Source organism: Thermoactinomyces mirandus (genome assembly GCF_013868055.1).
GTDB classification, from domain to species: domain Bacteria; phylum Bacillota; class Bacilli; order Thermoactinomycetales; family Thermoactinomycetaceae; genus Thermoactinomyces; species Thermoactinomyces mirandus.
Map to the genome: position 1 here is coordinate 1 of NZ_JACEOL010000019.1, position 25,727 is coordinate 25,727.

The 25,727-nt window shown below is 47.3% G+C and carries 27 protein-coding genes and 1 tRNA gene; 9 read left to right on the forward strand and 19 right to left on the reverse strand.

Going from position 1 to position 25,727, the window contains the following annotated elements:
* Positions 1-220: 220 nt before the first annotated feature.
* The 3 genes from H2C83_RS06185 (at position 221) to H2C83_RS06195 (ending at position 2,022) form a co-directional block, all read left to right on the forward strand.
* Positions 221-580, forward strand: coding sequence for a helix-turn-helix domain-containing protein (locus H2C83_RS06185; protein ID WP_181738861.1), 360 nt, complete (start codon positions 221-223; stop codon positions 578-580).
* 361 nt (positions 581-941) lie between these two features.
* Positions 942-1,079 (forward strand): hypothetical protein, encoded by a 138-nt coding sequence (locus tag H2C83_RS06190; protein WP_181738863.1) that lies wholly within the window; start codon positions 942-944, stop codon positions 1,077-1,079.
* A gap of 46 nt (positions 1,080-1,125) precedes the next feature.
* Positions 1,126-2,022: a TVP38/TMEM64 family protein gene (locus H2C83_RS06195; RefSeq protein ID WP_220184042.1), complete on the forward strand. Its 897-nt coding sequence runs from the start codon at positions 1,126-1,128 to the stop codon at positions 2,020-2,022.
* Between the two features lie 311 nt (positions 2,023-2,333).
* On the opposite strand, the gene H2C83_RS06200 is transcribed toward H2C83_RS06195, so the two are convergent.
* The 16 genes from H2C83_RS06200 to H2C83_RS06275 all read right to left on the reverse strand — a co-directional run bounded on the left by H2C83_RS06200 (position 2,334) and on the right by H2C83_RS06275 (position 15,074).
* Positions 2,334-2,419 (reverse strand) — tRNA-Leu (locus H2C83_RS06200).
* Positions 2,420-2,704: 285 nt separating this feature from the next.
* Positions 2,705-3,877 (reverse strand): iron-containing alcohol dehydrogenase, encoded by a 1,173-nt coding sequence (locus H2C83_RS06205; protein ID WP_181738865.1) that lies wholly within the window; start codon positions 3,875-3,877, stop codon positions 2,705-2,707.
* Between the two features lie 387 nt (positions 3,878-4,264).
* Positions 4,265-4,648: a hypothetical protein gene (locus tag H2C83_RS06210; protein WP_181738866.1), complete on the reverse strand. Its 384-nt coding sequence runs from the start codon at positions 4,646-4,648 to the stop codon at positions 4,265-4,267.
* A gap of 269 nt (positions 4,649-4,917) precedes the next feature.
* A complete protein-coding gene (locus H2C83_RS06215) occupies positions 4,918-5,310 on the reverse strand; it encodes a thioesterase family protein (protein ID WP_181738867.1) in 393 nt (130 codons plus the stop codon).
* An 11-nt stretch (positions 5,311-5,321) separates the two neighbouring features.
* The gene (locus tag H2C83_RS06220) at positions 5,322-6,821 is read right to left on the reverse strand and encodes an aldehyde dehydrogenase family protein (RefSeq protein WP_181738903.1); all 1,500 of its coding nucleotides are present in this window, start codon (positions 6,819-6,821) and stop codon (positions 5,322-5,324) included.
* A gap of 27 nt (positions 6,822-6,848) precedes the next feature.
* Positions 6,849-8,060, reverse strand: coding sequence for a thiolase family protein (locus H2C83_RS06225; protein ID WP_181738905.1), 1,212 nt, complete (start codon positions 8,058-8,060; stop codon positions 6,849-6,851).
* 5 nt (positions 8,061-8,065) lie between these two features.
* On the reverse strand, positions 8,066-8,818 hold the full coding sequence (locus H2C83_RS06230) for a 3-hydroxyacyl-CoA dehydrogenase family protein (RefSeq protein WP_181738869.1): 753 nt from the start codon (positions 8,816-8,818) through the stop codon (positions 8,066-8,068).
* Positions 8,808-9,671, reverse strand: a complete 864-nt coding sequence (locus tag H2C83_RS06235) for a 3-hydroxyacyl-CoA dehydrogenase family protein (RefSeq protein WP_312853860.1) — start codon at positions 9,669-9,671, stop codon at positions 8,808-8,810. The genes H2C83_RS06230 and H2C83_RS06235 overlap by 11 nt, the downstream gene beginning before the upstream one ends.
* Entirely contained in the window at positions 9,668-9,982 is a 315-nt protein-coding gene (locus H2C83_RS06240; protein ID WP_181738871.1) for an EthD family reductase, read from the reverse strand. Before H2C83_RS06240 ends, H2C83_RS06235 begins: the two co-directional genes overlap by 4 nt.
* A gap of 31 nt (positions 9,983-10,013) precedes the next feature.
* On the reverse strand, positions 10,014-11,303 hold the full coding sequence (locus H2C83_RS06245) for a phenylacetate--CoA ligase family protein (protein ID WP_181738873.1): 1,290 nt from the start codon (positions 11,301-11,303) through the stop codon (positions 10,014-10,016).
* A gap of 17 nt (positions 11,304-11,320) precedes the next feature.
* Complete coding sequence (gene paaD / locus H2C83_RS06250; protein ID WP_181738875.1) at positions 11,321-11,776, reverse strand: 1,2-phenylacetyl-CoA epoxidase subunit PaaD; 456 nt, start codon at positions 11,774-11,776, stop codon at positions 11,321-11,323.
* An 18-nt stretch (positions 11,777-11,794) separates the two neighbouring features.
* Entirely contained in the window at positions 11,795-12,586 is a 792-nt protein-coding gene (gene paaC / locus H2C83_RS06255; protein WP_181738877.1) for a 1,2-phenylacetyl-CoA epoxidase subunit PaaC, read from the reverse strand.
* Positions 12,583-12,975 carry a 1,2-phenylacetyl-CoA epoxidase subunit PaaB gene (locus H2C83_RS06260; RefSeq protein ID WP_181738880.1) on the reverse strand — a complete coding sequence of 131 codons (393 nt, stop codon included), beginning with the start codon at positions 12,973-12,975 and terminating at the stop codon, positions 12,583-12,585. The genes paaC and H2C83_RS06260 overlap by 4 nt, the downstream gene beginning before the upstream one ends.
* 16 nt (positions 12,976-12,991) lie before the next feature.
* Positions 12,992-13,930 (reverse strand): 1,2-phenylacetyl-CoA epoxidase subunit PaaA, encoded by a 939-nt coding sequence (paaA, locus tag H2C83_RS06265; RefSeq protein WP_181738882.1) that lies wholly within the window; start codon positions 13,928-13,930, stop codon positions 12,992-12,994.
* 21 nt (positions 13,931-13,951) lie between these two features.
* Entirely contained in the window at positions 13,952-14,530 is a 579-nt protein-coding gene (locus H2C83_RS06270; protein WP_181738883.1) for a TetR/AcrR family transcriptional regulator, read from the reverse strand.
* 334 nt (positions 14,531-14,864) lie between these two features.
* Positions 14,865-15,074 carry a hypothetical protein gene (locus H2C83_RS06275; protein ID WP_181738885.1) on the reverse strand — a complete coding sequence of 70 codons (210 nt, stop codon included), beginning with the start codon at positions 15,072-15,074 and terminating at the stop codon, positions 14,865-14,867.
* 319 nt (positions 15,075-15,393) lie between these two features.
* On the opposite strand from H2C83_RS06275, the gene H2C83_RS06280 reads away from it, so the two are divergent.
* Entirely contained in the window at positions 15,394-15,552 is a 159-nt protein-coding gene (locus H2C83_RS06280) for a hypothetical protein (RefSeq protein WP_181738886.1), read from the forward strand.
* Positions 15,553-15,622: 70 nt separating this feature from the next.
* Here the strand turns inward: H2C83_RS06280 and lplA are convergent, their stop codons facing one another.
* The gene (gene lplA / locus H2C83_RS06285) at positions 15,623-16,612 is read right to left on the reverse strand and encodes a lipoate--protein ligase (RefSeq protein ID WP_181738888.1); all 990 of its coding nucleotides are present in this window, start codon (positions 16,610-16,612) and stop codon (positions 15,623-15,625) included.
* Positions 16,613-17,099: 487 nt separating this feature from the next.
* Here lplA and recQ point away from each other — a divergent pair, with 487 nt between their 5' ends.
* Positions 17,100-19,250 carry a DNA helicase RecQ gene (recQ, locus tag H2C83_RS06295; RefSeq protein WP_181738892.1) on the forward strand — a complete coding sequence of 717 codons (2,151 nt, stop codon included), beginning with the start codon at positions 17,100-17,102 and terminating at the stop codon, positions 19,248-19,250.
* 28 nt (positions 19,251-19,278) lie between these two features.
* Here recQ and H2C83_RS06300 read toward each other — a convergent pair whose 3' ends face one another.
* Positions 19,279-20,229, reverse strand: a complete 951-nt coding sequence (locus H2C83_RS06300) for an MBL fold metallo-hydrolase (protein WP_181738893.1) — start codon at positions 20,227-20,229, stop codon at positions 19,279-19,281.
* A gap of 144 nt (positions 20,230-20,373) precedes the next feature.
* On the opposite strand from H2C83_RS06300, the gene H2C83_RS06305 reads away from it, so the two are divergent.
* From H2C83_RS06305 to H2C83_RS06315, 3 genes are all read left to right on the forward strand, one after another.
* Positions 20,374-21,189, forward strand: coding sequence for a Cof-type HAD-IIB family hydrolase (locus H2C83_RS06305; protein WP_181738895.1), 816 nt, complete (start codon positions 20,374-20,376; stop codon positions 21,187-21,189).
* A gap of 19 nt (positions 21,190-21,208) precedes the next feature.
* Complete coding sequence (rnz, locus tag H2C83_RS06310; RefSeq protein ID WP_181738897.1) at positions 21,209-22,126, forward strand: ribonuclease Z; 918 nt, start codon at positions 21,209-21,211, stop codon at positions 22,124-22,126.
* A gap of 127 nt (positions 22,127-22,253) precedes the next feature.
* Positions 22,254-23,978 carry a serine hydrolase domain-containing protein gene (locus H2C83_RS06315; protein ID WP_312853861.1) on the forward strand — a complete coding sequence of 575 codons (1,725 nt, stop codon included), beginning with the start codon at positions 22,254-22,256 and terminating at the stop codon, positions 23,976-23,978.
* Positions 23,979-24,029: 51 nt separating this feature from the next.
* Here the strand turns inward: H2C83_RS06315 and H2C83_RS06320 are convergent, their stop codons facing one another.
* Positions 24,030-25,226 carry an MFS transporter gene (locus H2C83_RS06320; RefSeq protein ID WP_181738899.1) on the reverse strand — a complete coding sequence of 399 codons (1,197 nt, stop codon included), beginning with the start codon at positions 25,224-25,226 and terminating at the stop codon, positions 24,030-24,032.
* A gap of 86 nt (positions 25,227-25,312) precedes the next feature.
* Here H2C83_RS06320 and H2C83_RS06325 point away from each other — a divergent pair.
* The coding region (locus H2C83_RS06325; protein WP_181738901.1) for a mechanosensitive ion channel family protein at positions 25,313-25,727 on the forward strand (415 nt) is incomplete at its 3' end.

Sequence of the window (25,727 nt, forward strand, 5' to 3'; positions counted from 1 at the left end):
GCTTGGGGTTGTATATTTCAGGGAGATAAACAAATTAAGAAAATTGAATTTATCAATCAGCCAGATCACAAGGCTTTTTCCTCTCTTAGAGAGGAGCAGAGCCAGTTTCTTTACATTTTCACCACATGCTCAATATGAACGGATCCAAAGAAATGTCAACTTGTTCATTCTCTCCTGATATAATAAACGGTAGCAGATGGATGGTGAAAGGATGTTACGGATGTTGAAACCAAACTTGAAGAGAATTTTGCTCCAAAAACAAGAAGAAGGATACATGCTGGATTTAAACGGGCGGAAAATGAAACCTAACATGACGAATCTGGCCATTGCCCTCGGTGTCGTCAAACAGCAAGTTACGATGTGGGGAAGCGGGGCTTCTTATCCCAGACCGGAAACCCTCTACAAAATGGCCAAAGTCCTGGACGTCTCCGTTAATGACTTGTACACACTCGAAGAAACGGAAGAAGAACTCCAAAAAGAGCGGGAAGAAATCGAGAAACGGCTTCAGGAATTGGAAGAACAAGCAAAACAACGCAAAGAAGCCTATCGCCGAAGGAAAGAAAAAAACGCAAAAAATTGATGCATTTAGACCATCCCGATCTATGATAGAGAAAACCGGAAAAGTCCTCCTCCATGGCATCCGGTCATCCGTCATAACTGATGCCGTCCGATTGGGGAATAAAGCATCCGGTAGATTCGACTTCTGTCACTTGTTTGAAACCTATTCCGACTTGTCCCAAAGACTTTAACCTTTTTTACAAATTTGAAGTCTAGATTTAAATATGATCTGAATCAATTATGAACAAAAAGAAGGGATCACATAAGAACGATCGAAGAGTTGAAACGCTTGTTTCCTACGCTTCCCTGGATTGGCATGACGGATGGAAAAGAAATCCAAAAGAAAGTCGAAACGGTTTTTCAACTATCTGAAGCTCCGGGGAATGGATTTACATGAGTTTCGAACCACTTTTGAATATATTAATGCGGTTCGAGACGGATTGATTAAAAATGTTGAATGGAATTTAGATGGGGAACTTTTAGATGAGGAACAGTTAAAACAATTTGGTCCCGAAGAATGACGCCATGATGAGTGGCGTTTTTTTATGCCCAAAAGGAGGGATTGGCATGACACTCATTACGAAAGAGAACATCAAGGCGTATTTGAAACTGACTGCCGGCACGTTGGAAGATGACATGCTCGATCATTTGATTGCGGCCGCTACCTCTGAAATGAAAATCTCCCGTTATCGCAAGTTTGAATATGGCACGTATACGGAAACGTTCCCCGGCGGTTTCCAATGTCTCTTTCTGCAGGCGCTTCCCGTCAAGAAGATTCATTCCATCCTTGCCGATGGAAACGAACTGGCTTTTGACCAATATCTTGCAAGTCGTATGCTTCCCGACCATAATCCGGAAGAAGCAAGAAGGATGATTATATCAGCAGGAGCATGGGGGCCATTAGTCTTTATACTAATGCAAGTTGCACAAGTCTTAATTGCCCCGATCCCCGAACAGGTTGTGGGACTTATCGGAGGTTATTTATTCGGGCCGCTTTTGGGACTGATATATACAATAATCGGTGCCACCATAGGTTTTATGTTTGTTTTTCTTTTGGCACGGAAACTAGGGCGTCCGTTTGTTGAACGCTTTGTTAATAAAAAAGTTATGGATAAGTTTGATCATCTTACCAAGAATAAAGGAGGATTGGTATTCTTTTTAATCTATCTGTTGCCTGCTTTTCCTGATGACATTATTTCTTTCATTGCAGGACTCACCACTATTAGAATTCGCACCCTTGTCCTGATCTCCTTAGCAGGGCGATTACCGGGGTATATAGTATTAAATTTAACTGGTAATGGTTTAACCTTTGAAAATTATAATCCTATCGTAGTCACTTTTGCGGCATTGGTCATAATATTTGCTCTTGTATGGTGGAAACGTGCATGGCTTCGTGAGTTTGTAGAACACAACAATCGAATTTCGTTTATCATGACACATTGCAAGAATTCTCGGAAACCATAGTTCTATGGATATTTGGAATAATAATAGCGGGCCTGTTACTGTATAAGGCTGCTACTGTTGTTCCTATCCAACAGTAGGCGTCATGCATTGATAAAAATTTATATAACAGTTAGTCCCGCCAGCATAAATGCTGAAATGGCATTTCAAGAAAGTTCGTTTTCACGAACTTCGTCACAGTTGCGCCGATACAGAATGGTTGGGACATAGTGATATTTTTACTACACCTAATATCTGTACACGCTTGAATTTTAGTTTATGCTATAAAAAAACTCTCAAATCCGCGTTTGGCGTATTTAAGAGCAATTGATTCTTGGTGCCGAAGGTGGGAGTCGAACCCACACTCCATAATGGAACACGATTTTGAGTCGTGCGCGTCTGCCAATTCCGCCACTTCGGCATGATATTCGATTTTGTTTCCAAAGTTCTTTAAAGCCGACGAAATGTAATATACCAGCAAAAATATGAAATGTCAATACCTAAAAAAAGAAACGATAATAAAACAGGATCTGTTTACTCGGCAACTCTCCTGGCTGCTTGATTAAACCCGGTCAGAATTTTTTAAATACCTGATTGCTTTTATCATTCATTTCAAATCCGCGAAAGCTGACAATTCATCAGAGAAGTTCCAATGAATGCCAGCTTTCACGAGAAGATCTTTTTTATAAACCATATTTATCTTCAATCATCCTTTTTTCGGTGTATCGTTATAAGCTTTCATAAAGATCGCTGCAATATCTTCTTTCGTAACATCCTTTGGATTGGCAGGTGTACAGGCATCATTCATGGCCTGCTCTGCCAATTTTTCGACATCTTCTACCTGAAAAGCCGAATGGCGCAGAGGAGGAATCCCTACCTTTTCTGAAAGTTGGCGAACCTTTTTTACAGCCATCTCCGCTGCTTCCTCCACTGTCAGTGTGCTGGTATCAACACCCAATGCCCTTGCGATATCAGCAAATTTTTCCGGACAGGCATCCATATTAAACTCCATGACATAGGGCAGAAGCATGGCATTGGCTACACCATGCGGCATATCATATTCCCCTCCCAATTGGTGTGCCATGCTGTGAACAATGCCAAGTCCGGCGTTAGAATAGCACAGGCCAGCGATATAGGAGCCCCAACTCATTCCGGAACGGGCTTCGAGATCAGAACCGTTTTCTACAGCCCTTACCAGATATTTGCCGATCAGTTCAATCGATTTAAAAGCAATGGCGTCCGACAATTCAAAGGCTCCCCTGGCTGTATATCCTTCAATCGCATGTGTAAGTGCGTCCAGACCGGTTGCTGCAGTCAGATCTTTTGGCTTTTTAAGCATTAATTCCGGATCATTCACGGCGATTGCCGGAAGAGCATTGGGATCAATCATCAGCATTTTCACTTTTCTCTTTTCATCGGTAATTACATAATTTATGGTTACTTCTGCAGCTGTTCCGGCAGTAGTGCTGACAGCCACAATCGGTACGGACTTGTTTTTCGATTTGCCAACTCCTTCATAGTCGGCAATATTACCGCCATTTGTCGCCAGAATGCCTATTCCCGAGCCGGTATCCTGCGGTGAACCCCCGCCAACAGTAATGACAAAATCACAATTCTCCTTTTTGTAGAGAGCTAATCCGTCATGAACATTTGTTGTTGTTGGATTTGGCTTTACATCATCAAAAACCGCATAAGCAATTCCGGATTGATCCAGAACATCGGTAACCTGTTTTACCACGCCAATTTTGTTTAATACTTTATCCGAAACAAGCAAAGCCTTTTTTGTTCCCAACTTTTTGATTTCTTCTCCCACAAGCTTGACACTACCGGGACCAACGAGATTCACAGGCGGCCAATAAATACGTCTGGCTGTTAACATAGTAACCTCTCTCCTACTTTGTTGGATTGGATCAGAGACTCTTATTCAACACCTGAGACATTCCGCCAACACTCAAGATTGGTTTCTCCTGCAGCAATCCCTGTTTTTTGAAAAACCACTCCTTTTTTGTGATAATCACACATGCTACATTGGATTACAGAAAGTTTTGTTTAATATAAAAGGAAAAACTTTATAATTTTTAATCTCTGCTAGCCTGATTATAACATCTTCCAATCTGTGTAAGCAATTTCATTTTATGTCCATTCCATTACAAACCGGGTTATCCGAAACAAATTGGCAATCTGTACTGTTTTAAAATTATTTTTGTATATTTTTAACCACATAAAATAAAAAGCCTGCTGAATTTCTCAGCAAGCTCCCCCCTTTTTAAATGGGTTTATAATGGTCATGAACTTTGTAGTTCAACCACCAATGACTGTCTGGTGTTTCATTGACAAGGTGGAAATAATACTCACCATTTTCCGGTACGGTAAATGGTGATTCCGCACTTGAGTGAAAATTGTACACATTACCGATACGCGTCTGGATCACTTCACCATCGGCCGTGCAGAGTTCAACACGAACATCAATGTATTCCTGATCCGTAAGGCGCATCTTTTCTGCAAAGACAATTGTGCCTTTTTTCGCATGGAAGACCTCGCTGTCATAGGTCGATGCAATATCTGCGAACCCTCTGGCAAACATTTTTGCAGAAGCCACCTGTACAGAGAAGGAAAATACAAGCATTACTGCCACCAAACTGCCGTCCATTTATTGCATAAACGTTCCCCCTCAGTTTGACTATTCGCAATCAGCTCCAGGATTGGGGGCTTCATATTATCAAAAGTCTGAGAAAGCGATTTTTAGAGGCAAATTGACTTTGGAGCCGCCGAAAGCGAAAGTGTTCGCTGAAAGGAAAACGGGCGAAACTGTTTGACCGTAAGCGAACGCTGAGCGCCTTGACTACTTCCCTGCAAGGTGGAGCGGAACGAGACCTAAAAATCGTCTTCAATATGGTAACACCTTAACGTTGCCATATTTTATCTCATTCGTTCAATCTGAGCCTTCAGTTTTTCTTTCGGGATGATCACCTGGACAAACTCGCCTTCCCCTACAATGGCCCGATCATGTTCGGCAATCACTTCACATACCACTTTTTGCGGGGTTGCTGCTTTTACAGTAGCAACAAACGTGACTGTTTTTCCGACAGGAGCGGGTGCCCGATGCCGGATATTGATCGATGCTCCCACTCCTTCTTCATCTTCTTCCAGAAAAGGCAATATCACTTTGCGCCCGGTCCATTCCATATAATAGACCAGCGACACTGTGGACAAAACCGGATGAACCATCTGCCCGCCGAAAGAAGCAACCATATCTTCTCTTACGACGATTGACATTTTTTCCTGGTAACCGGGCTCAAGTCCTGGTTTCATCTTGTTCCTCCTCAGATTCCAAAGATATTCAGCGGTTTTGGTCCGACATAGGAAAGAACACTTTTCGTTTCCATGTACAAATCGAGTGATTCCAGAGCCAGTTCACGGCCAAACCCGGATTGTTTATAACCTCCAAACGGCAATCCCGGGAAGGTGGAGATGGGGTTGTTCACCATGACAATGCCTGCTTTCAACTGAGAGGTAATGCGATGGGCAAGGCCATGGTTCTGTGTCCATACAGCGGCCGCCAACCCGTAAATGGTATCATTGGCCATCCGGATCACTTCTATTTCTTCCCTGAACTTCATGATGACAACCACGGGGCCGAAGATTTCCTCCTGAGCCACCCGCATATCATTGGTAACATCCACAATGACCGTCGGCATGTACCAGTAACCTTTGGAAAACTCCTCCCCGTCCGGGCGTTTCCCGCCATAGATGACGCGCGCCCCTTCCTTTTCCGCCAACTTGACATAACCATCGATTGTTTCCCATTGTCCCCGGGAAATGACAGCCCCCACATGGGTTTCCTTGCTGAAAGGATCACCAAGCTTCAGTTTTTTTGTCTTTTCAACAAATTTTTCCACAAATTCATCGTAAATCTCTTCATGAACAAACAAACGCGACCTGGCTTCACAGGATTGCCCCGTATTATAATAAATGCCAAAAACCGAACCGTTGACCGCTCCTTCCAGATCGGCGTCAGGGAATACGATGTTCGGGGACTTGCCTCCGAGTTCCAGAGTGACCCGTTTTAATGTTTCGGATGCTTTGGCCATAATGTCTTTGCCAGTGGTAGTTTCTCCGGTAAACGCCACTTTGTCCACACCGGGATGCCCGACCAGATAGGAACCGATTTCAGCACCGCTTCCCGTCACCACATTGATCACTCCAGCCGGAACTCCCGCTTCATGGCAGATATCGGCCAGTGCCAGAGCGGTAAGGGGGGTCAGGCTGGCCGGTTTCAGGATGATTGTGCATCCGGCAGCCAGGGCCGGAGCTATTTTCCAAGCAGTCATCATCAAGGGATAATTCCAGGGCACGATTTGTGCGCAAACCCCGACAGGCTCCTTGACACTGTAATGGAAGAAACCATTGGGAACCGGCTTGGTATGTCCCTGGATCGTTGTGGTCGCCCCGGCATACAGCTCCATATCTTCAATCGCCTGCATCACCTGTCCCTGTGCAGCAGACAAGGCTTTTCCGGTATTCAGTATTTCCAGTTCCACCAGATCCTGAAAACGGCTCCGCATGATTTTCGCGATTTTGTTCAGAATCTGCCCGCGCCGGGCGGCAGGCCACCGGGCCCATTTGCTGTTGGCAAGTGCTTCTCTTGCCGCTTCTACCGCCTTGTCCACATCTTCTTTGGTCGCTTTCGCCACTTCGCTGATCTTCTCTCCGGTGGCCGGATTAAAGACGGCAAAATATTCATGGCTGGTCCCCGGAACCTCCTGCCCATTAATGACCAGATCATATTTTTCCTGGAGGAGTTTTACTTTTTCCCGCAACATCATCATTCGCTCCTTTTCCTGATTGAATTACCATCCACTTTCCCGTTCAACAACTGTGGCAATTCCCTGCCCCACGCCAATACACATCGTGGCCAGACCGTATCGCCCGTTCCGCCTTTTCAGTTCATGAACCAGCGTGGTCATGATTCTTGCTCCGCTGGCTCCCAGCGGATGGCCGAGGGCAATGGCACCGCCATTTACATTCACCCGCTCTTCGTCCAATCCCAACTGGCGAATGCATGCCAGTGACTGCGAAGCAAATGCCTCGTTCATTTCGACAAGATCGAAATCTTCCGGCTTTAACCCTGCCCTTGCCAGTGCCTTGTGTGTTGCGCCCACGGGTCCGATCCCCATATAAAGCGGATTGGTTCCCTCCACCGCAAATGTGACTACTTTGGCCAGGGGGGTCAGCCCCAACGAGGTTGCCTTTTCCCTGCTCATTAACAAAAGAGCCGAAGCCCCGTCATTAATCCCCGATGAATTGCCGGCTGTCACAGTCCCTCCTTGCCGAAAGGCCGGTTTCAACCCGGACAGCCTGGCCAGGGTTGTTTGGGGCCGAAGATGTTCATCACGCGAAAAGATCTTCTTTTCCCCTTTGGGTTCCTGAACCTCAATCGGCACCACTTCCGTATCAAACCGACCTTCTTCCCAGGCGCGTTGAGCCTTTTGCTGGCTGGAAAGTGCAAACCGATCCTGGTCCTCGCGACTGACATTGTACTTGATTGCTACATTTTCCGCTGTTTCCCCCATACTGATCGGGTCATACATGGCGGCCAGTCGCGGATTGACAAACCGCCAGCCAAGTGTGGTATCCACCAGCGTATGATTTCCCCTGGCCAGCGCTGTTTCTGGTTTCAGCATCACCAGGGGCGCGCGCGTCATATTCTCCACGCCGCCGGCAATCATGACATCTCCACACCCCATGGCGATTGCGGCAGCAGCCTGATTGACCGCTTCCAGGCCTGAACCGCACAAACGGTTTACGGTGACTCCTCCTGTTTTTTCCGGCAATCCGGCCAGCAAAGCAGCCATCCGCGCCACATTCCGATTATCTTCTCCGGACTGATTGGCGCAGCCAAAAATAACATCTTCAATCTCCTCTGCTGAAACGTTCCTGTTGCGATCCAGCAATGCCATAATCACATGGGCAGCCAGATCATCGGCCCGCACATGGCTCAAACTTCCCTTGAACCGTCCAATCGGTGTGCGTACCGCATCGATGATTACAACTTCTCTCAATCTGTTCACCTCGGTTCTCCCGTCGCAGGATCAGACATCTGACCGTATTCATAAAAGCCCCGGCCTGCCGCTTTTCCCCAATACCTGGCATAGTACATTTTGCGCAGGAGGGAGGCGGGCCGGTACCGATCGTCCCCCAACTCGCGGTGAAGTCCCGTCAAAATGGCTACAATCTGGTCAATGCCCACATCATCCGCCCACTTGAGCGGACCTTGGGGAAAATTGGTCCCCTTTTTCATCGCCAAATCGATATCTTCCCTGCTCGCTGTCTTTTCCTGCAAACAGTAAGCTGCTTCATTTACCAATAGCGCCAGTGTCCTCGGGAAAACCAGTCCCGGTTCATCCCCGACAATTTCTGCTTTTTTCCCCCATTTTGCAAGCAATGAAAGAGCGTTTTCGAAACGGCTGTCTCCTTCTGCCTGCAAGGGACAGGAAACTTCTACCCGATCCCATTTTTCAAAAAAGAGCGGAGAAAAACCGACCACGCGATGGGGATGTTGCAGCCAGGAAGCAATCTGTGTCGCCGTCAGATGAAGAACGGATGTGAAAACTGGTGTATCGGGAGAGAGGTTTTGTTCCCATTTCAAGAGGGATGTTTTTTTCTCTCCCTCCATTCCCGCAGTGATATCGATCAATGCCAGTGCATCTGACCTTGGTTTTTCATCTGCCCGCACAGGCTGACAGCCGCGCTCTTCCAAAAACCGGCCCATTCTGTTGGCAAGCGGGCCTGTTCCCAGAACAATCACTTCATTTTTCATAAGAATAGTGCCCCCTTCCTGCCTTCCTGCCAATTGCTCCCTGTTCAACCATTTGCCGCTGCAAGGGATGGGGACGATAGCGCGCATCATAAAAGTTCCCTTCAAAAACGGAAACGGAAGCAGCAAAGTTGATATCGATCCCGATCAGATCCTGCAATTCAAACGGCCCCATTCTGAAACCGGCCGTGCGCATAATCCGGTCCACCTGCTCTTTGGACGCGATCTGATCCTGAACATAGCGATATGCTTCCAGATGAAAGGGGCGCGCAATCCGGTTTACCAGAAAACCAGGGGTATCCTTTACAATGACCGGCTCTTTGTCCAGTTCCTTCAGCCATCTTTTCACCTGTTCGGCCAGGGAGGGGGCCGTTTCGGCCCCCAGAACCACCTCTACCAGCTGCATGCGGGACGCCGGATTGAAGAAATGGATTCCCATCACCCGTTCCGGATGGCGCGCCGCAGACGCAATCGAAGTGATGGATAAAGAGGAAGTATTGGAAGCCAAGATGGTATTGGGAGAGGTTACTTCAGCAAGTTCATGAAAAATATTCTGTTTGACATCAAGTTTTTCAACGATCGCCTCGATCACAAGATCTGCATCAACCAATTCACGAATATCCGGAACATATCGAACGCGTTTTAACACTTTTTCGGCAAATTCTTGCCTGATCTTTCCGCGTTCCACCCGCTTTTGAAGCCGTTTTTTCAACCCACTCATCGCGTTTTGGAAAACCTGCTCACTGATTTCGACGACTTTCACATCCTGTCCGCCTGCGGCAAATACCTCCGCAATGCCAATCCCCATTGTGCCTGCCCCGATGACAGCCAACTTTTCAAACCGGGGTTCGCTCACTTTGTCTCACCCTGAACTTCGCCAATGATCATAGTGACCAGTTTTCCGGCAAAACTCATCACGTCCTTGGCCGCCGCTTTTCCTTCCGGAGATTTCATGGCGTCGTCGAGTGCCTTTTTGTCTTCAAAATACAGATCTGCCTGCAAATAATATGGAGATTTGTCCCCCATCGGTGTTGCTGAATATCTGGTCACTTCCACTTTTACAAGTCCGGGCATTTTCCCGGCAAGCGGCAAGTGGGTCTGGTAATAATGCTCGTCAAATGATTTTTGATCCTCTGGCTGTTTGTATAAAGCAGTTAATTTGACCATGAAAACCTTTCCTTTCTATAAATTTGTCCCGTCAATTGGTCCGCTTGTCAATGATTCGCACGGCCTTTCCCTGGCTGCGGGGAATCGTGCCAGGCGTACCAATCTGAACCTGCACCGAAATTTGTAACACATCTTTCAGTTTTCGGCGCAAATGACGGTTCAAACCTTCCAGATCCACGCCCTGGCAGGTGTCCGCCAGTTCCACCTCGACCGTCAGTTCATCAAGCGATCCTTTCTTCTCAATGACAATCTGGTAATGAGGAGCCAGTTCCTGATGCTCCAGGACAACCGGTTCAATTTCCATCGGAAAAACGTTAACCCCCCGGATAATGAGCATATCATCAATCCGTCCTTTCACCCGTGACATTCGGACATGCGTCCGTCCGCACCGGCATGGTTTCGTGGAGAGAGAAGCAAGGTCTCCGGTTCGATAGCGTAAAAGAGGAAGCGCCTCTTTGGTCAGACTGGTGAATACCAGCTCGCCTGTTTCATTTTCTTCCACAGGCCGGCCGGTATCCGGATGGATCACTTCCACAAGAAAATGATCTTCAAATATATGCAGCCCTTGTTTTTCTTCCCAACATTCAATAGCCACACCCGGGCCCATCACTTCCGAAAGCCCATAAATATCTACCGCCTGAATCCCCCACATCTCTTCCAGTTCCCTGCGCATCTCCTCCGTCCAGGGTTCAGCTCCAAAAATGCCATATTCCAGGCTGGATTTTTTCGGATCCTTTCCATTCTGTCTCATCGTTTCTCCAATGCTTAAAAGAAAAGTGGGAGTTCCGGCAATTCCACGCGGTTTCAGATCTTCAATCAGAGTAATGTGTCTCATTCTGCTTCCTGCCGAGGCAGGAACCACAGAAACTCCCAGTTTTTCGCCGCCGGCATGAATACCCAGGCCGCCGGTAAACAAACCGTAACCATACGCATTGTGAAAGGTATCACCAGGTGTGCCACCCGCCGCAACAATGGAACGCGCACAGACATCAGCCCAGTGATTCAGGTCCTGGCGGGTATAACCGACAACCGTCGGTTTTCCCTTCGTTCCCGAAGACGCGTGCAACCGGACAATTTCGTGAGGCGGGGCTGCAAACAAACCCCTGGGATAATAATCCCGCAAATCCTTTTTGACGGTAAATGGGAGTTGGGACAACTCATCGATACCAGCAAAATCTTTGGGATGAATCCCCATTTTATCCAATTGCTTTCTATAAAATGGGACATGCTCGTAAACCCTTGTTACGGTTTTTTGCAACCGCTCATTTTGCAAGTGATGCAGCTCGTCGCGCGAGATCGTTTCCAATTCGGGTTGAAACATGTTTGAATTCCCCTTTTTTATATCTTTTTCATCCCTTCGTAAGGCTGGTGGCACTTCCTGCAATAATAAATGGCACGGCACGCCGCAGGGCCAAAGATATTTTCCACATCTCCCTCGTCGGCTCCGCAATAGGGACATGACGGAATATCTGTATGTTTTTGTCCAGGCGATGCGATCCCGAACTCTCTTAATTTTTCCCAGCCTTCCCTGGTGATTCGTTCGCTGGTCCATGGCGGATGAAAAGTGTACTCCACTTCAACCTTCTTTGCCCCTGTCTTTTGTTTCAATTCATCCTGCACATTCTGCCGGATCATGTCCAGAGCGGGACACCCGACAAAAGTAGGGATCATCTCGACAAAAATGGTATCATCCTCGCGGGTTACCCGGTTAATCATTCCCATTTCCACAACCGACACTGTCGGGATCTCCGGATCTTTTACCTCTTGCAAGATTTCCAGCAGTTCCTGATTCACGTAATTGCCCCCTTTCCCTTACCATTTTGCTGCCGGATCGAGGGTATACACTTCTCCCATCGTTTCAATGAGACGTTTCAAATCATCACTGTGTTCTCCCAGGCGACCGTTCATTTGAACACCAGGGACCGGTCCCGGCCAGGTGAGTCCGGCTTTCTGAACCAGGCCTTTTATCTGCTCTTCCCATTTTTCCTTCATGGAAGCAGAGCTTTCCTGAATAATGCCGAATTGCAGCAGCATTTTTTCCTGATCGATATAAAAGAGATCTCCCAGGTCGGGCCATATTTTTCTGATCGCCGCATTCATCTTTTCTTTGGCCTCACCACCGGCACTTCCCAACTGGACGAACCAGGTTGTCATGTGAAGGGAATGATAGTACTCTTCCCGCAACATTCTTGCCGCCCCCCGCGATAAAGGAAAATAGGAAGAATCACTGAATGCTTTCAGGCGCAACTCATCCCACAGGTCGTAAAACATGTGGCGGACAACGGAATAAGCCCAGTCATGATTTTCGTGTTCCAGAAGCAGAGCATTGCGCCTGCTGTTTGCCGGACGGGAAAACGCCAGGGCGTCCGGATCTTTTTCTCCCAATTCGTGCAGGAGAGTAAAATAAAAATTGGCATGTCCCACTTCGTCCTGGGCAATCGAACTGAAGGCCACATCGCCTTCAATATCCGGGCACATCCCCAGCCATTCGGAATCGCGGTGTCCGATAACCAGTTCATCATCGGCAAGTTGGTAAAGCCAGTTGACAAGTGCCTCAGCGTAAACCGGATTGCTTTTTGCAACGGATGCCTGTTCTATTTTCACCGGGACTCTCTCCTTTCCGGCTTCTCTTCTTCCTGGGCAACCGGATTGCTTTGCTCCCTAACATGAGCGACAATTTCTTCAATATCCATGTCCTTTTCCTTGAACATCCGCCAAAGTCGTCCATTCTCGGTGTAACCGGAAACTTCGCGATACGTTTTGTCCATCTCCCGGCTGAAAAAAGGCGATTCGTAAGAAGTTGCCGTGATCTGGCTCCGGGAAACAACCCACAGATTCACTGCCTGATCCCGCCGCAAAAAGTTCTCACGCGCCATTTGCATGGCCAGGTCAGGAGAAGCAGCCACCAGGCTTCCAACATGAATGTGCGAATCCAGATGGGTTTCCTGAACAAAAACTTCAAATATATCAAAGTCCTTTTTGTTTTCTGCCATTTTAAAACAACCCCCTTTACACTGCCTGTTTACGGGCACGCAACAAAGCTTCCCTTACCCACCGCTGATCTTCATGAGCCTGGCGCCGCATCTCGACTCTTTCCCTCGACTTGGGCCCTTCATTAAAGTGAACCATCCGACTGAATCTGTCCCAGTCGGGATCGGTATAAACCCAGCAGTTCTTTTCCCGGTCAAAGCGCAATTGAGGGTCAGGAATTTTGATGCCCAGTGACTGAATTCTCGGGACATATTTATCCAGATACTTTTGCCGAAGTTCTTCATTGGTCAAAACCCGAATCCGGTAATAAAGCATGCGGTCTACAGCCGGGGTGATCTCTCTGGGGCCAAAGAAAAAGAGAAGTGACTCCCACCAGTAATCAAGCGCTTCCTGCAACATCTTCCGCTGCTCGGGGGTTCCCGTGGCCAGGGCAAGAATGATGCTCTCGCCATGTTTCATATGAAAACTCTCTTCAGCACAGACCCGTTTCAATACACGGGCGTACGGGCCGTATGAGGATTGCAATAATGAAGCCTGAATCGTAATGGCTGCACCGTCAACCAGCCATCCGATCAGGCCGGCATCTGCCCAGCTTCTGGCTTCCATATGGAAGACATTATGAAACTTGACTTTATTTTTATAAATATCTTCTATTAAATCTTCGCGGGTTTTATTCAGTGGAGCAGCCAAATCTTCGACAACCCTCAGGAGCAGTTGGCCATGTCCCACTTCATCCTGTACCTTGGCCATAATGGCCAGCTTTCTTTTCAAGGTAGGAGCTTTGGGCACCCATTCTTTTTCCGGATAGGCTCCCATAATTTCACTGACACCATGCATATGGATCAACTTGATTAACAGCAGCCGGTATTCTTCTGGCATCCAGTCCGTAGCCTCGATTTTTTCGCCTCGGTTAATCCTGTCCATAAACGCCTGAAAACGTGCTTCCTCTGTCAACATGCACCCCTCCCCGGTGTCTCTTCATGTTCTCTTTTTCAACCCTTCCAGCAACAGGTCCACAAACCTGTCAGCGATCTCCTCAGCTGACAGGTCTCCTTCGGGACGGTACCACTGATAAACCCAGTTTCCTACAGCCAACAACAGCAGCCGCGCAAATTTTTCATCGGTATCGCGAAACTCTCCCTGCCTGATTCCCTGTTCCAGAATCTCCTTCCACATTGTTTCATATTGATCCCGTTTTGCCTGAATCCTGGCAAACCTCTTTTCAGAGAGGGATTTCCACTCCTGGAAAAACACGGTTGCCGCTTCCAGATTCGCTTCAATCACCCGCATATGTGCACGCACTGCTTGTCTCAATTTTTCCGTGGCTGAGATATCACTTTCCATAATGGAACGTATCGACCGCAAAAAGCATTCCGCCCCCCGGTCCGTAATTTCATACAACAAGTCTTCTTTTGTTTTGATGTGGGTATACAAACTGCCTGACAAGATGCCGCACGCATCGGAAATATCCCGGATCGTCGTTCCATGATACCCTTTCTTGCTGAACAGCCGGCCGGCAACTTTCAAAATTTCTTCCCTTCGTTCAAGTCTTGGCATACTCCCTCCCTTTCTGTCAAACAAGCGCTTGCTCGTATAAATTTTAATAGAAAATTGAGATATTTGTCAATAATATTTAGTATATTTAAAATAATATATATTTACTGATAATTTAATGCTCTGTTCATGTTTCCCAGGACCGGGATTTGGTGAATACTTGCAGGGAAGCGGAGAGGCCTCCAGCCTTGATTTTAGTCAGGCGCAAAACTCACTTGCCATACTGTTTCGCACTTTTTCCGTACACTTCCGCTTCCACTCCAGAAATCGCTTCCCAAGCTTTTCCTCCTGTTTCAAGGAAATGCGGACCAGCAGACAGATGTTTTTTCCGTTGCTGTTAAAGGTCAAGTTCCAGTTGTTGCACCGGATCAAACATCCGTTGAAACTCCCCTCTGTACATCGTCTGGCCACACACCAGAGATCCATCGACATGAACAATGCGGTCATAACTGATACTCACTTTTCTGGCCGTAATCCTGTCTATGGTTGCTTTTACTCCCTCATAAGGCGTCCCGTTGCGGCCATACCATGTTTCTCCCTTTTCCAAAATATCACCCCTTCGCCCGATGTTTATCTTTGTTTCGGAAATAAAAACACCTTCATGATATAAGCATATTTTATGCAAATTTAATTTATAATTAAAATATTGTTATAATTTATTTTTAAGCGTAATGTGTTGATTACAGATTATTATCCGGGAATCATCATCCCAAAAAACTCTTTTTCATTTCAGAGTGTAATAAAAAGGATTTTTATCCACTTTTATCAAAACCTACAATAAGGATCTGATTTAAATAGGAGAAAGCGGGGGTTCATTCGTGTTGTTCAAAAAGAGACAACCCAACCCGGCAAATGAAGATGCCTTTATGTCTTTTAACTTTTGGTTGACACTGGAAGAAATCGAACAGTTGGAAACCGTTGCGCGTGACAATCAGACTGATCCTGCCGCTGTCGTACAAAAAATTGTAAAAAAAACGCTGGCGCACTGGCGACAGCTCGAAGAAGGACCGGTCGAAAACAAATAAAAAAAGACGGGTGAAGAGAGTTGTTCCCCCTTCTCTCCGTCTTTTTATCAGTTTGCGTCAAACGGGCTGGTCAGTAAACAAGGTGTATAAAGTCTTCTTTGCTGACGGCGCCGAAATAATGTTTCACATTCATGTCTGCCAACGCTTTTTCAATCTCATTTCGTTCATATCTGATTCCTGTGAGACGATCCTCGAGATCCCCGACATCCCCGACCCCGAAGAAATCGCCATAGATCTTGCAGGAACGGATGAATCCTTTTTCCACATTCAGGCGCACGTCAATGGTTCCGACAGGAAAACGATGGCTCCGCTGAATGTTGAAAGCAGGAGATTCACCATAGTTCCAGCCCCAACTTTTGTAACGTGCATTCGAAATCTCGCGGATTTTTTTCCAATCCCCTTCTGACAGCACATATTCCGGAACCGGTTTTTGCCCATGGAAAATGTGCTCCAGCAAAAGCTTTCGAAACTCCAGAATAGTAATCGGTTTTTGCAGGAAATCAACAATATTGGCCACCCGGCTGCGGATGGATTTGATCCCTTTGGATTCGATTTTTTCCTTTTTTACCTGAAGCGCTTTGGCTACATTATCCAAATTCACATCAAACATTAACGTTCCATGGCTGAACATGCGCCCTTTGGTGGAAAACTGGGCATTTCCGGATATTTTCCTGCCTTCGACCAGAATATCATTTCGACCGCTCAGTTCGGCTTTAACCCCCAGCGAACCCAATGACTCAATCACAGGTTCGGTAAATTTGCGGAAGTTGGCAAAACTTTTGCCGTCGTCTTTGGTAATGAAACTGAAATTCAGATTGCCCAAATCATGATAGACGGCCCCGCCGCCGGATAAGCGGCGAACCACATGGATATTGTTCTTTCGCACATAATCGACATGAATTTCTTCAACCGTGTTTTGATGCTTACCGATAATGATCGAGGGTTCATTTATATAAAAAAGCAGATAAGGCTCTCCAATATCCAGATACTTGAGTGCATATTCTTCAATCGCCAGATTCACCCGTGGATCTGTGATATTTTGATTGTCTATAAACAGCATCTCTTTTCCTCCCGTCTGTACAGACTGTACTCTGCCGTCCTTATTTTATGGGTTTGTTCTTCCGGCAGTCAATTCAACTCTTCCCTGCTTTATTCTGAAAAGTTCCTTATATTTTCAGTCATATCTCATAGCACAAGAATTGTTTTGAAAAATCTGGTATAAACCTGTCCTGTGTAGATACGATGGATATACTTAAGTTTGCAGAGGTGATATAATGAACCAAAAACCGTGATGAAGGGGAAAGGATTATGACGACGAAAGTTCGGAAGTGGGGTTACAGCCTGGCTATTCGGCCCTCCCAGTCACAAATCAAGGGTCAGGAGTCATCTTCATGTTGAAACGGGCATCGTAAAACAGGTGCCTTTTTTTGGGGACATCGCTTCCCGCACTTTGTTTACAAGTTCACCATTGGAATATATCTTTACTTTATTGCAAGTTTCTCCGACAAGGACATTTTGCCTGATGGCGAAAGCCGGGGGTTGATCCATTGATACAACAGGCTGAATTGTTGCTGCAAAAAGTTTTCGGATTTTCTTCTTTTCGGAACGGGCAAAAGAAAATCATTGAAAGTATTTTGGCTGGTTACCATACGATGGGAATCATGCCGACAGGGGGAGGAAAATCCATCTGCTACCAGATTCCGGCTTTACTGTTTCCCGGAATTACGCTGGTCATTTCTCCCCTGATTTCACTCATGAAAGACCAGGTAGACAGTTTGCGGCAATTGAATATTGCTGCCACCTATATCAACAGTTCACTGTCGCGGGCTGAAGTTGAGCGGCGAATGGGAAAGCTGAAAGAAGGAGCATACAAACTGCTGTATATTGCTCCCGAACGCCTGGAAACAGAAGCTTTTCAGGAGATTTTTTCAACCCTTCCCATATACTTCGTCACCGTTGATGAGGCGCACTGCATTTCCCAGTGGGGACATGATTTTCGCCCCAGTTACCGTTCGATGGCAAAAAAACTGTTATCCTTGCCGCGCCACCCGTTAATTGTAGCATTGACGGCCACAGCCACGCCGGATGTGAAGGAGGACATCGCCCAGCTTCTGAAAATCGAATCATCACATATCTATTCAACACCGTTGCATCGCTCGAACCTGTCCTTTTTTGTGCGTCATGACGAAAACAAGCTGGACTATATCCATCATTATTTGCAAAATCATCTGCATCAAACAGGGATCATTTATTGTGCAACCAGAAAAGATACGGATCAAGTTTATGCATCCCTGGTTGAAGACGGGTTTTCGGCTGCGAAATACCACGCCGGGCTCAATGAGGAAGAACGGGAACATGCCCAGGAGCTGTTTTCCTATGACCGGGTTCAGGTTATTGTAGCAACCAACGCCTTTGGCATGGGAATCGACAAATCCAATGTGCGATTTGTTATTCATTATCAACTTCCCCGCAATCTGGAATGTTATTATCAGGAGGCGGGGCGGGCAGGCCGGGATGGAGAGGAAAGCGAATGCATTCTTCTCTTCTCTCCCCGGGACATTTCGATGCAAAGATACCTGATTGAGCACTCCGGTCTCACCACAGAGCGAAAAACTCTGGAACTAAGCAAATTGCAAAAAATGATCAACTATTGCTATTCCCAAAGATGCTGGCAGCAGGAAATGGTCGCCTATTTTGGCAGTCCGTCTGTTCAGCCGTGCGGGAAATGCGGAAACTGCCGCAAACAAATGGGGGATTTGGCCAACTATACGGTGGAAGCCCAAAAAATCTTTTCCTGCATCAAGCGGACAGGTGAACGATTTGGGCTTACGATGATTGCCAGAATTTTGAGAGGCTCCAAAAGCAAGCGGCTTTGCGACTGGAAACTGGACCGCATTTCTACCTATGGAATTATGAGAGAGTACACCGAGAAAGAAGTATTCCGTCTGTGCCAGTTTCTTGTCTCAGAAGGCTATTTGACCCTGGTTTACGATCAGCGCCCTTTTCCCCTTGCCAGGCTGACCAATAAAGCATTGGCAGTACTAAAAGGGAAACAGTCTGTTTACCTTCACCGGGACACTGAAAAACGGATCAAGGCTGCGGAAACCAGAACAAATCCGCTTCTTGACAAACTTCTGGCTCTGCGCAAACAACTGTCTGAAACAGAACAACTTCCTCCTTATATGATTTTTCCGGACAGCACCCTGAAAGAAATGTGTCGACGTTTGCCGGTAACTGAAGAAGAGATGCGCTTTATCTCCGGTGTGGGGGAAATGAAGTTTCACAAATACGGGTACCATTTCCTGAAAACGATCCGGCAATATGTCAAGGAGCACGGCGGAACACCGGTCCGCACGAAAACAACAGGAAAAGACCCCAGTCATTTAAAGACCTATCACATGTTCCTGCAGGGAAAAACGATCTCCGAAATTGCCAGAGAGCGAAACCTGAAGCGCGGAACCATCGAAGACCATTTGCTGCGGGCAGGGCTGGAAGGTCTTGAACTGGACTGGGATCAATTTATACCGGCTGAATATGAAGAGATGATCATGCAGAAAATTGAAGAACTGGGAGCCCACAAACTGCGGCCCATCAAGGATGAATTGCCTGAATCGGTCGATTATATGGCGATCAAGGCGGCCATTGTCAAAAGAGAACAGCTGCAGGAAAAATCGCTTCATTCAATGAACAAAGATTGAATAAAGCTTGTTTTGGAAAAGGAACGGATCAAACAAGGGTTTCGGAAAACTGCTTTGTAAAGCAACAGGTTTGCCCGTGTTCCCGAATCACGATCCTGTCTCTTTCTTCCCCGGCCGCCTTGAGCAGGCGTTTTAGCGGTTCATCCACCGGTTCAAAGGAGAGCACAAACGTATCCCAGTGAATGGGGACCAATTTCTCCGCTCCCATATCCCTGAACATTTGCCAGGCCTGTTCCGGCGTACAATGCGCCCGCTGCAATTGGGCCGGTTCATATGCTCCGATGGGGATGAATGCCACATCAATCTTTCCCCATTGGCGCAAACGGGCAAACTCCGGTGTATATGCCGTATCGCCGGCAAAAAAGAGACAGGTATCCTTTTTGCTCAACAAATACCCCTGATAGCCATACTTCCGGTTCCATGGATAACGGTTCCCCCAATGTCTCACCGGAATTGCCCTGACCATTAAGTCCTTGTCCGGAAGCGGGTTTGTACTTTGACCGGCACTTAACTCCAGCACATGGGAGAAGGCCATCGAACGGAGCAATCGGGAAGTGTTCTCCGGTGTGATGACGACTGTCTCAGGATGAACCAGTTTTTTCAGAGTGGGCACATCAAAATGATCCAAATGGGCATGAGACAGGATGATGAGATCAACCTTCCCCAAATCTTCCATTTTCAGGGCTGGTCTTGTGTGCCGCTTTGGACCGATGGTCCAGTTGAATCCCAGATGAATCCCCGCTTTATCACTCCAGACAGGGTCTGTTAAAATGGTAGTACCGTAAAAATTGATCAGGACCGTGGAATGCCCCACCCAGCCAATCGTTACTTCCTGATCCGACCAGGATTGCGGTTTTAAAAACCTGGCCGGATTCTTGCATGCCGGATTGGGCGCATACTGCCTTCTCCACCAGAAACAGGCAACACCTGCAGAGATGGACAAAATGACAAACATCAGGACGTAAAAAAGAATGTTCATGACATTCTCCCCTGTCAATGAATATATTTTTCTTGCGCTTGTAAAAACTGGACAAGCGACCGAATGCATCCATAGAGCGTCTCGTTTATGATACCCTCATAAAGATGGAATTTAACAAGTGTCCAAATAGAAAGAGTGGAAAAAATGATTAAACTTTTCGTAAGTGACTTGGATAATACCCTTTTTAACCACGAAAAACAAGTTGCGCCCGAGGATCAAAAAGCCCTCAAAGCACTGATGGAGGCCGGACTTCACATTGCCCTGGCTTCAGGCAGAATGGATCACGAACTGGTGAAAATCGGGAACCTGCTTCAAGGCCGGTTCCATCGAATCAGCCAAAATGGGGCTTTTATCTATACCAGGGATGGTGAATGCTTACAATCGGTTACTTTCTCCGGCAAACTTTCCAGACAAATCTACAGAGAAGCCAAATCGTTCGAGCTGCCTTGCTTTATCAATCTGGAAAACGAAATGTTTGTCGCTGAAAAGACAGACGCCGTCCTGGCCATAAAAAAACGAATGAAACTGTCGGTTCAGGTACTTCCGGAAATGGACAAGGAATTGGGAAAAACCCTTTTCCCAAGCAAAATCACCTGTTTCGGGCACCCGGAAAAGTTAAGGCAACTAAACCGGCATATCCGGCAAACCTTTCCTTCTCAAGTTGACTCTTTTATTTCTGACAGAGATTGCCTTGACTTCATGCCACCTGGCATATCCAAAGGAGCATCCCTCAAAAAACTGGCAGACGAATTTGGGTTTAAACCCGAAGAAATCGTGACAATTGGCGATTCATTCAACGATGTGTCCATGTTGCGCCTCACCCCCCACAGCTTTGCCATGCAACACGCTCCTGCCGAAGTAAAACAGCATGCAACCTATGTGGTTTCGTCTGTCCATGAAGCGGCTGAGCAGGTGCTTGCACATAACCGGAAACATTCAGAATCACTCACACAGACTTGAGAAAGGATCTGGGATCAGCATGCAAATTTATTTTTTGGGAACAGGTGCCGGAGTTCCCTCACGAGAGCGAAACGTTTCTTCCCTCGCACTCATCATGCCGGAATATCATGGACAAATCTGGCTGTTTGACTGCGGCGAGGCAACCCAGCACAAAATATGGGACTCCCCTGTAAAACTGAACAAAGTCGAGCGCATTTTCATCACCCATTTGCATGGAGATCATATCTTCGGATTGCCGGGAATTCTCGGCAGCCGCTCCTTTCAGGGAACGGAGACTCCGCTTGTCATATATGGTCCCCAGGGCCTGAAAGAATTTGTAAATACCGCCTTGAATACAAGCAGGACCTACCTCCGTTATCCTCTTGAAATCATAGAGATCCAAGATGGAACCCGGCTGAAAGTCCCTTTTTTCTCCATTTTGGTCAAGAAACTGGATCACGGGATCCCTTCATACGGATATCGTTTGCAAGAACAGGACCAGCCGGGAAGACTGAATGTGGAGAAATTGGAAAAAGCAGGTATTTTCCCGGGCCCTCATTACAAATTGCTGAAACAGGGGAAAACCATCACCCTTCCTGATGGGCGTACCATCAGTGGAAAAGAATTCATCGGGCCACCCAAAAAAGGGAGAACGATTGCCATTCTCGGCGATACGAGAACCACGGATAATTCATGCCTTCTCGCCAAAGAGTGTGACCTGCTGGTTCATGAGGCAACCTTTCGTGCAGGGCAGGAGCAATTAGCCGCCAATTATTATCACTCCACCTGTACCGAAGCTGCCGCCGCCGCCAAAAAAGCAGGTGCCAAACACCTGATCCTGAATCATATCAGTTCCCGCTTCCAGAAAGACGAATACCAGGATTTGTTGAAGGAAGCGCAGGCCATCTTTCCGGCAACGCAAATCGCCTCTGATGGCTGGAGTTTTACTCTGTCTTGACCAGCCGCTTGTTTGCTGTCCGCTCATGTTTTCACGGTTGCAGGGAAAAACTGGAATATTATGTCATTCATCATCCTAACGTTTGCTAAAATGGTATTAAAACCAGGAAAAAGGAGGAGGATTCTGTGTGTTTAGGAAAATCTGCTTCCGTCTGCTGCTTGCAACAGGACTGATCTTCCAAACAATTTCTCCTGCTGCGACCGCATCCGGCACCCGAGCGGACGAACAACCGGAGCACAGCATGGAACGCAGAGAGAAAAAAACGTACTATCCTTCTGCAAGCCACACTGGAAGACCATCCAGCTGGGGGGATTCACGTCCTGCAAACCCCATTTTGACCCCCGGCTTTCCGCAAACAGCAGGAATGGTTTCCACACCGTTGGACCAAATGAATTCCTATCTGGAGAAGGCCATCCGGAAAAAGGTTACTCCGGGAGCAGTCCTGCTGGTCGCACGGAAAGGAACGATTGTCAAACATCAGGCATATGGATATGCCGCCCGTTACAGCGACAATCAGTTTACTCCATTGGTCCCCCCGATCCCCATGCGAAACAATACGATCTTTGATCTTGCTTCCATCAGCAAAATTTTTACCGCTGTGGCTGTCATGAAATTGTACGAACAAGGATACTTCCAACTGGACGATCCTGTCAGCAAATACATCCCCGAATTCGCTGAAAACGGGAAACAGGTGGTGACCATCCGCCAGCTGCTTACCCACACCTCCGGCTTTTGCTCAGGGATTCCTTTGTATAAAATGGGAACAGACCGTCAACAGCGTTTACAAATTGCCCTTCGCTACCCGCTGGAGAATCCGCCGGGAACCACTTATAATTACAGTGATTTAAACATGGTTACCCTGGGGGTTCTTGTCGAGCGTCTTTCCGGCAAACGCCTGGATCAATTTGTCCGGCAAGAAATTACCGAACCTCTCCAAATGCATGACACTTTTTACAATCCTCCCCGCTCACTGAAACATCGAATCGCGGCAACGGAATATCAGCCATGGACAGGACGGAGTATGGTGTGGGGAGAAGTCCACGATGAAAACGCCGCTGCACTGGATGGCGTCGCAGGGCACGCCGGAGTCTTTTCAACAGCCCGTGACCTGGCCATTTTTGCCCATATGATGTTGATGGATGGAAAATACGGTTCAACCCGAATCCTGAAAAAAGAAACAATCCGTCTGATGGAAAAAAATTATACTACTTCTTTTCCAGGCGATGACCACGGACTGGGGTGGGAATTGAACCAGGGATGGTACATGGATGCCCTGGCCAGCCCTGACGTCATGGGCCACACCGGTTTTACGGGAACATCACTGGTAATCCATCGCAGTCACGGAACAATAACCATTCTCCTGACCAATCGTGTTCACCCCATCCGGAAAACCGTTTCCAACAATCCGTTGCGTCGGGAAATGGCCCGGATGACGGCAGACGCCATCCCGGTCCGGATCCTTGGAACAATGCCCGTCTGGTTTTCAGGATATGGCGATCAGCTTTCCCGCTCGCTCGTTGCGTCTCTCCCGCTTGCATCCGATGAACGGACACTTTCTTTTTCCACCTGGCACCGGATTGAACCGGAAGCGGATCGGGGAACGATTGAGGTCTCAACAGACGGCATGCAGTGGCAGGTACTGCAACCGGGGAACTTTACCGGCAACAGTCCCGGCTGGATCACGCTTTCCATTCCCATTCCCAAGGAAGCCCGTTTTATCCGGTTTCACTACCAAACAGACAAATCCGTCAACGGACGCGGCTGGTATGTAAAAAATGCGGTGATTGAGACCCGCGGTCAAGTAATCCTGCTTTATTTCCATGGAAAAGGCTGGACACAACGAACCTATTAAAAAGGGATAGCCTTGATCATCCCTTGAACCTGGCCGCAAAGTCCCAGGGCTTCAGACCGCTTGTCGATCCTTGTTCCCGATTGGTTTGGGCCTGTTCACGATTTTTTCCAAAACGATCATTAAAACATAACCGGCCAAAACACATCCGATCAGGACAAACAAGGCATTTCCTCCGGCCTTTTCGATCAGGTGCCCGCCTGTATAAGGGCCAATAATGCTTCCAATGCTGAAATGAACCGAAGCAATCACATTGGCCACCGGCAACAATCGGGATGGCAGCAAATCAGCGGCAAAAGCAAGCCCTAATGAAAACAGGGAACCGACCAGCCCGCCAATCAGCATGAATGAAACAAACAGATAAAGCACATTGGACAAAAACAGCGGGATCAGAAACATGCCCAAGGAACCGAGAGAACATACAATCAGCAACAGGTTTTTGCGCCCGATTTTATCACCAAACACACCGAGCGGCACCTGAAACAGGAGACTTCCCCAGACAAATGCCGAAATAAAAATGGAGATCCAGCTCTTTTCGATGCCTTCACGCAAACCAACAATGGGAAAATTTCCCGTCAGGGCAGTTTCCAACAATCCGTAAATGAGCGGTGAACAAAAAGCGATAAAGCCCAGACGGTAAACTTTCCCCAATCGGGTGTGACCTTTTTCCACCTCTGATTCCTTCAGCTCATCGGAGGTTGCAGCCAGTTTTAACCGGGTTGCCAGATAAAAGGAGACGGCAAGTATTGACAAAGCGGCCAGAAACGGCACTGCCTGGCCAAATGCTAACAGATTGAGCCCCAATGGGCCGATCCCGAAACCCAATCCATAGGCAAAACCGTATTGGGAAATACGACGTCCCCGCTCTTCCCCGGGAGCATTCATGGTGATCCACAATTGCGTCGCGTAATGCATGAAACTGTCACCGATTCCGACAATCAGACGCAACCCTGTCCAAACCCAGAAGCCAGAGAAAACAGGGAAAAAACTGGTGGCAACCATCACAATGGACGTTCCCAGCAAAATGGTTTTCTTCACTCCGAAGCGCCGGATGACAACTGGCCCAAGGGGAGATGCGATCAACATCCCGATATACAAGGCCGAAGCACTTAATCCGTTTGTGCCCGCATGGACACCTTTTTCTTCCAACAGCATTGTCAACAGTGGAATCAACAAACCTTGTATCATTCCAGCAACACAAACCATCCAGACCATCAGCCGGAATGCCTGGACAGACCATGAATGCTTCATGTTCTCGCCTTCCCTGCCAATTAAGATACCTAGAAAATTATATTTTATTTTGCAATCATTTCGCAATACGAAAGATGGAGGTCATTATGATGAATATCCAATCTCTGTTAAACAGCCATTGGGGATCGATTGTCGCATCGCTTTTTGCTGCGGGAATCATTATCCTGCTTACAGTCATCGGAATTGTTGTTGCCCGCAAAATAATTGTCCGCCTGACCACCCACAGCCAGCTGGTCAAAAGCACTCAACAGCGGGTCAAAACCATCCAGAGCATTCTTGTCAATACCATCACCTATGTCATCATTTTCATCGCTTTTGTTTCCATTCTGGCCCAATTCAAAATCAATGTCTCCGCCCTTCTGGCAAGTGCAGGGGTGCTGGGTCTTGCCATCGGCTTTGGAGCCAAGGATCTGGTTACCGACATTGTGTCCGGTTTTTTCATGTTGCTGGAAGACCAGGTACAGGTGGGGGAAGAAGTAACCGTAAACGGCTTCTCCGGAA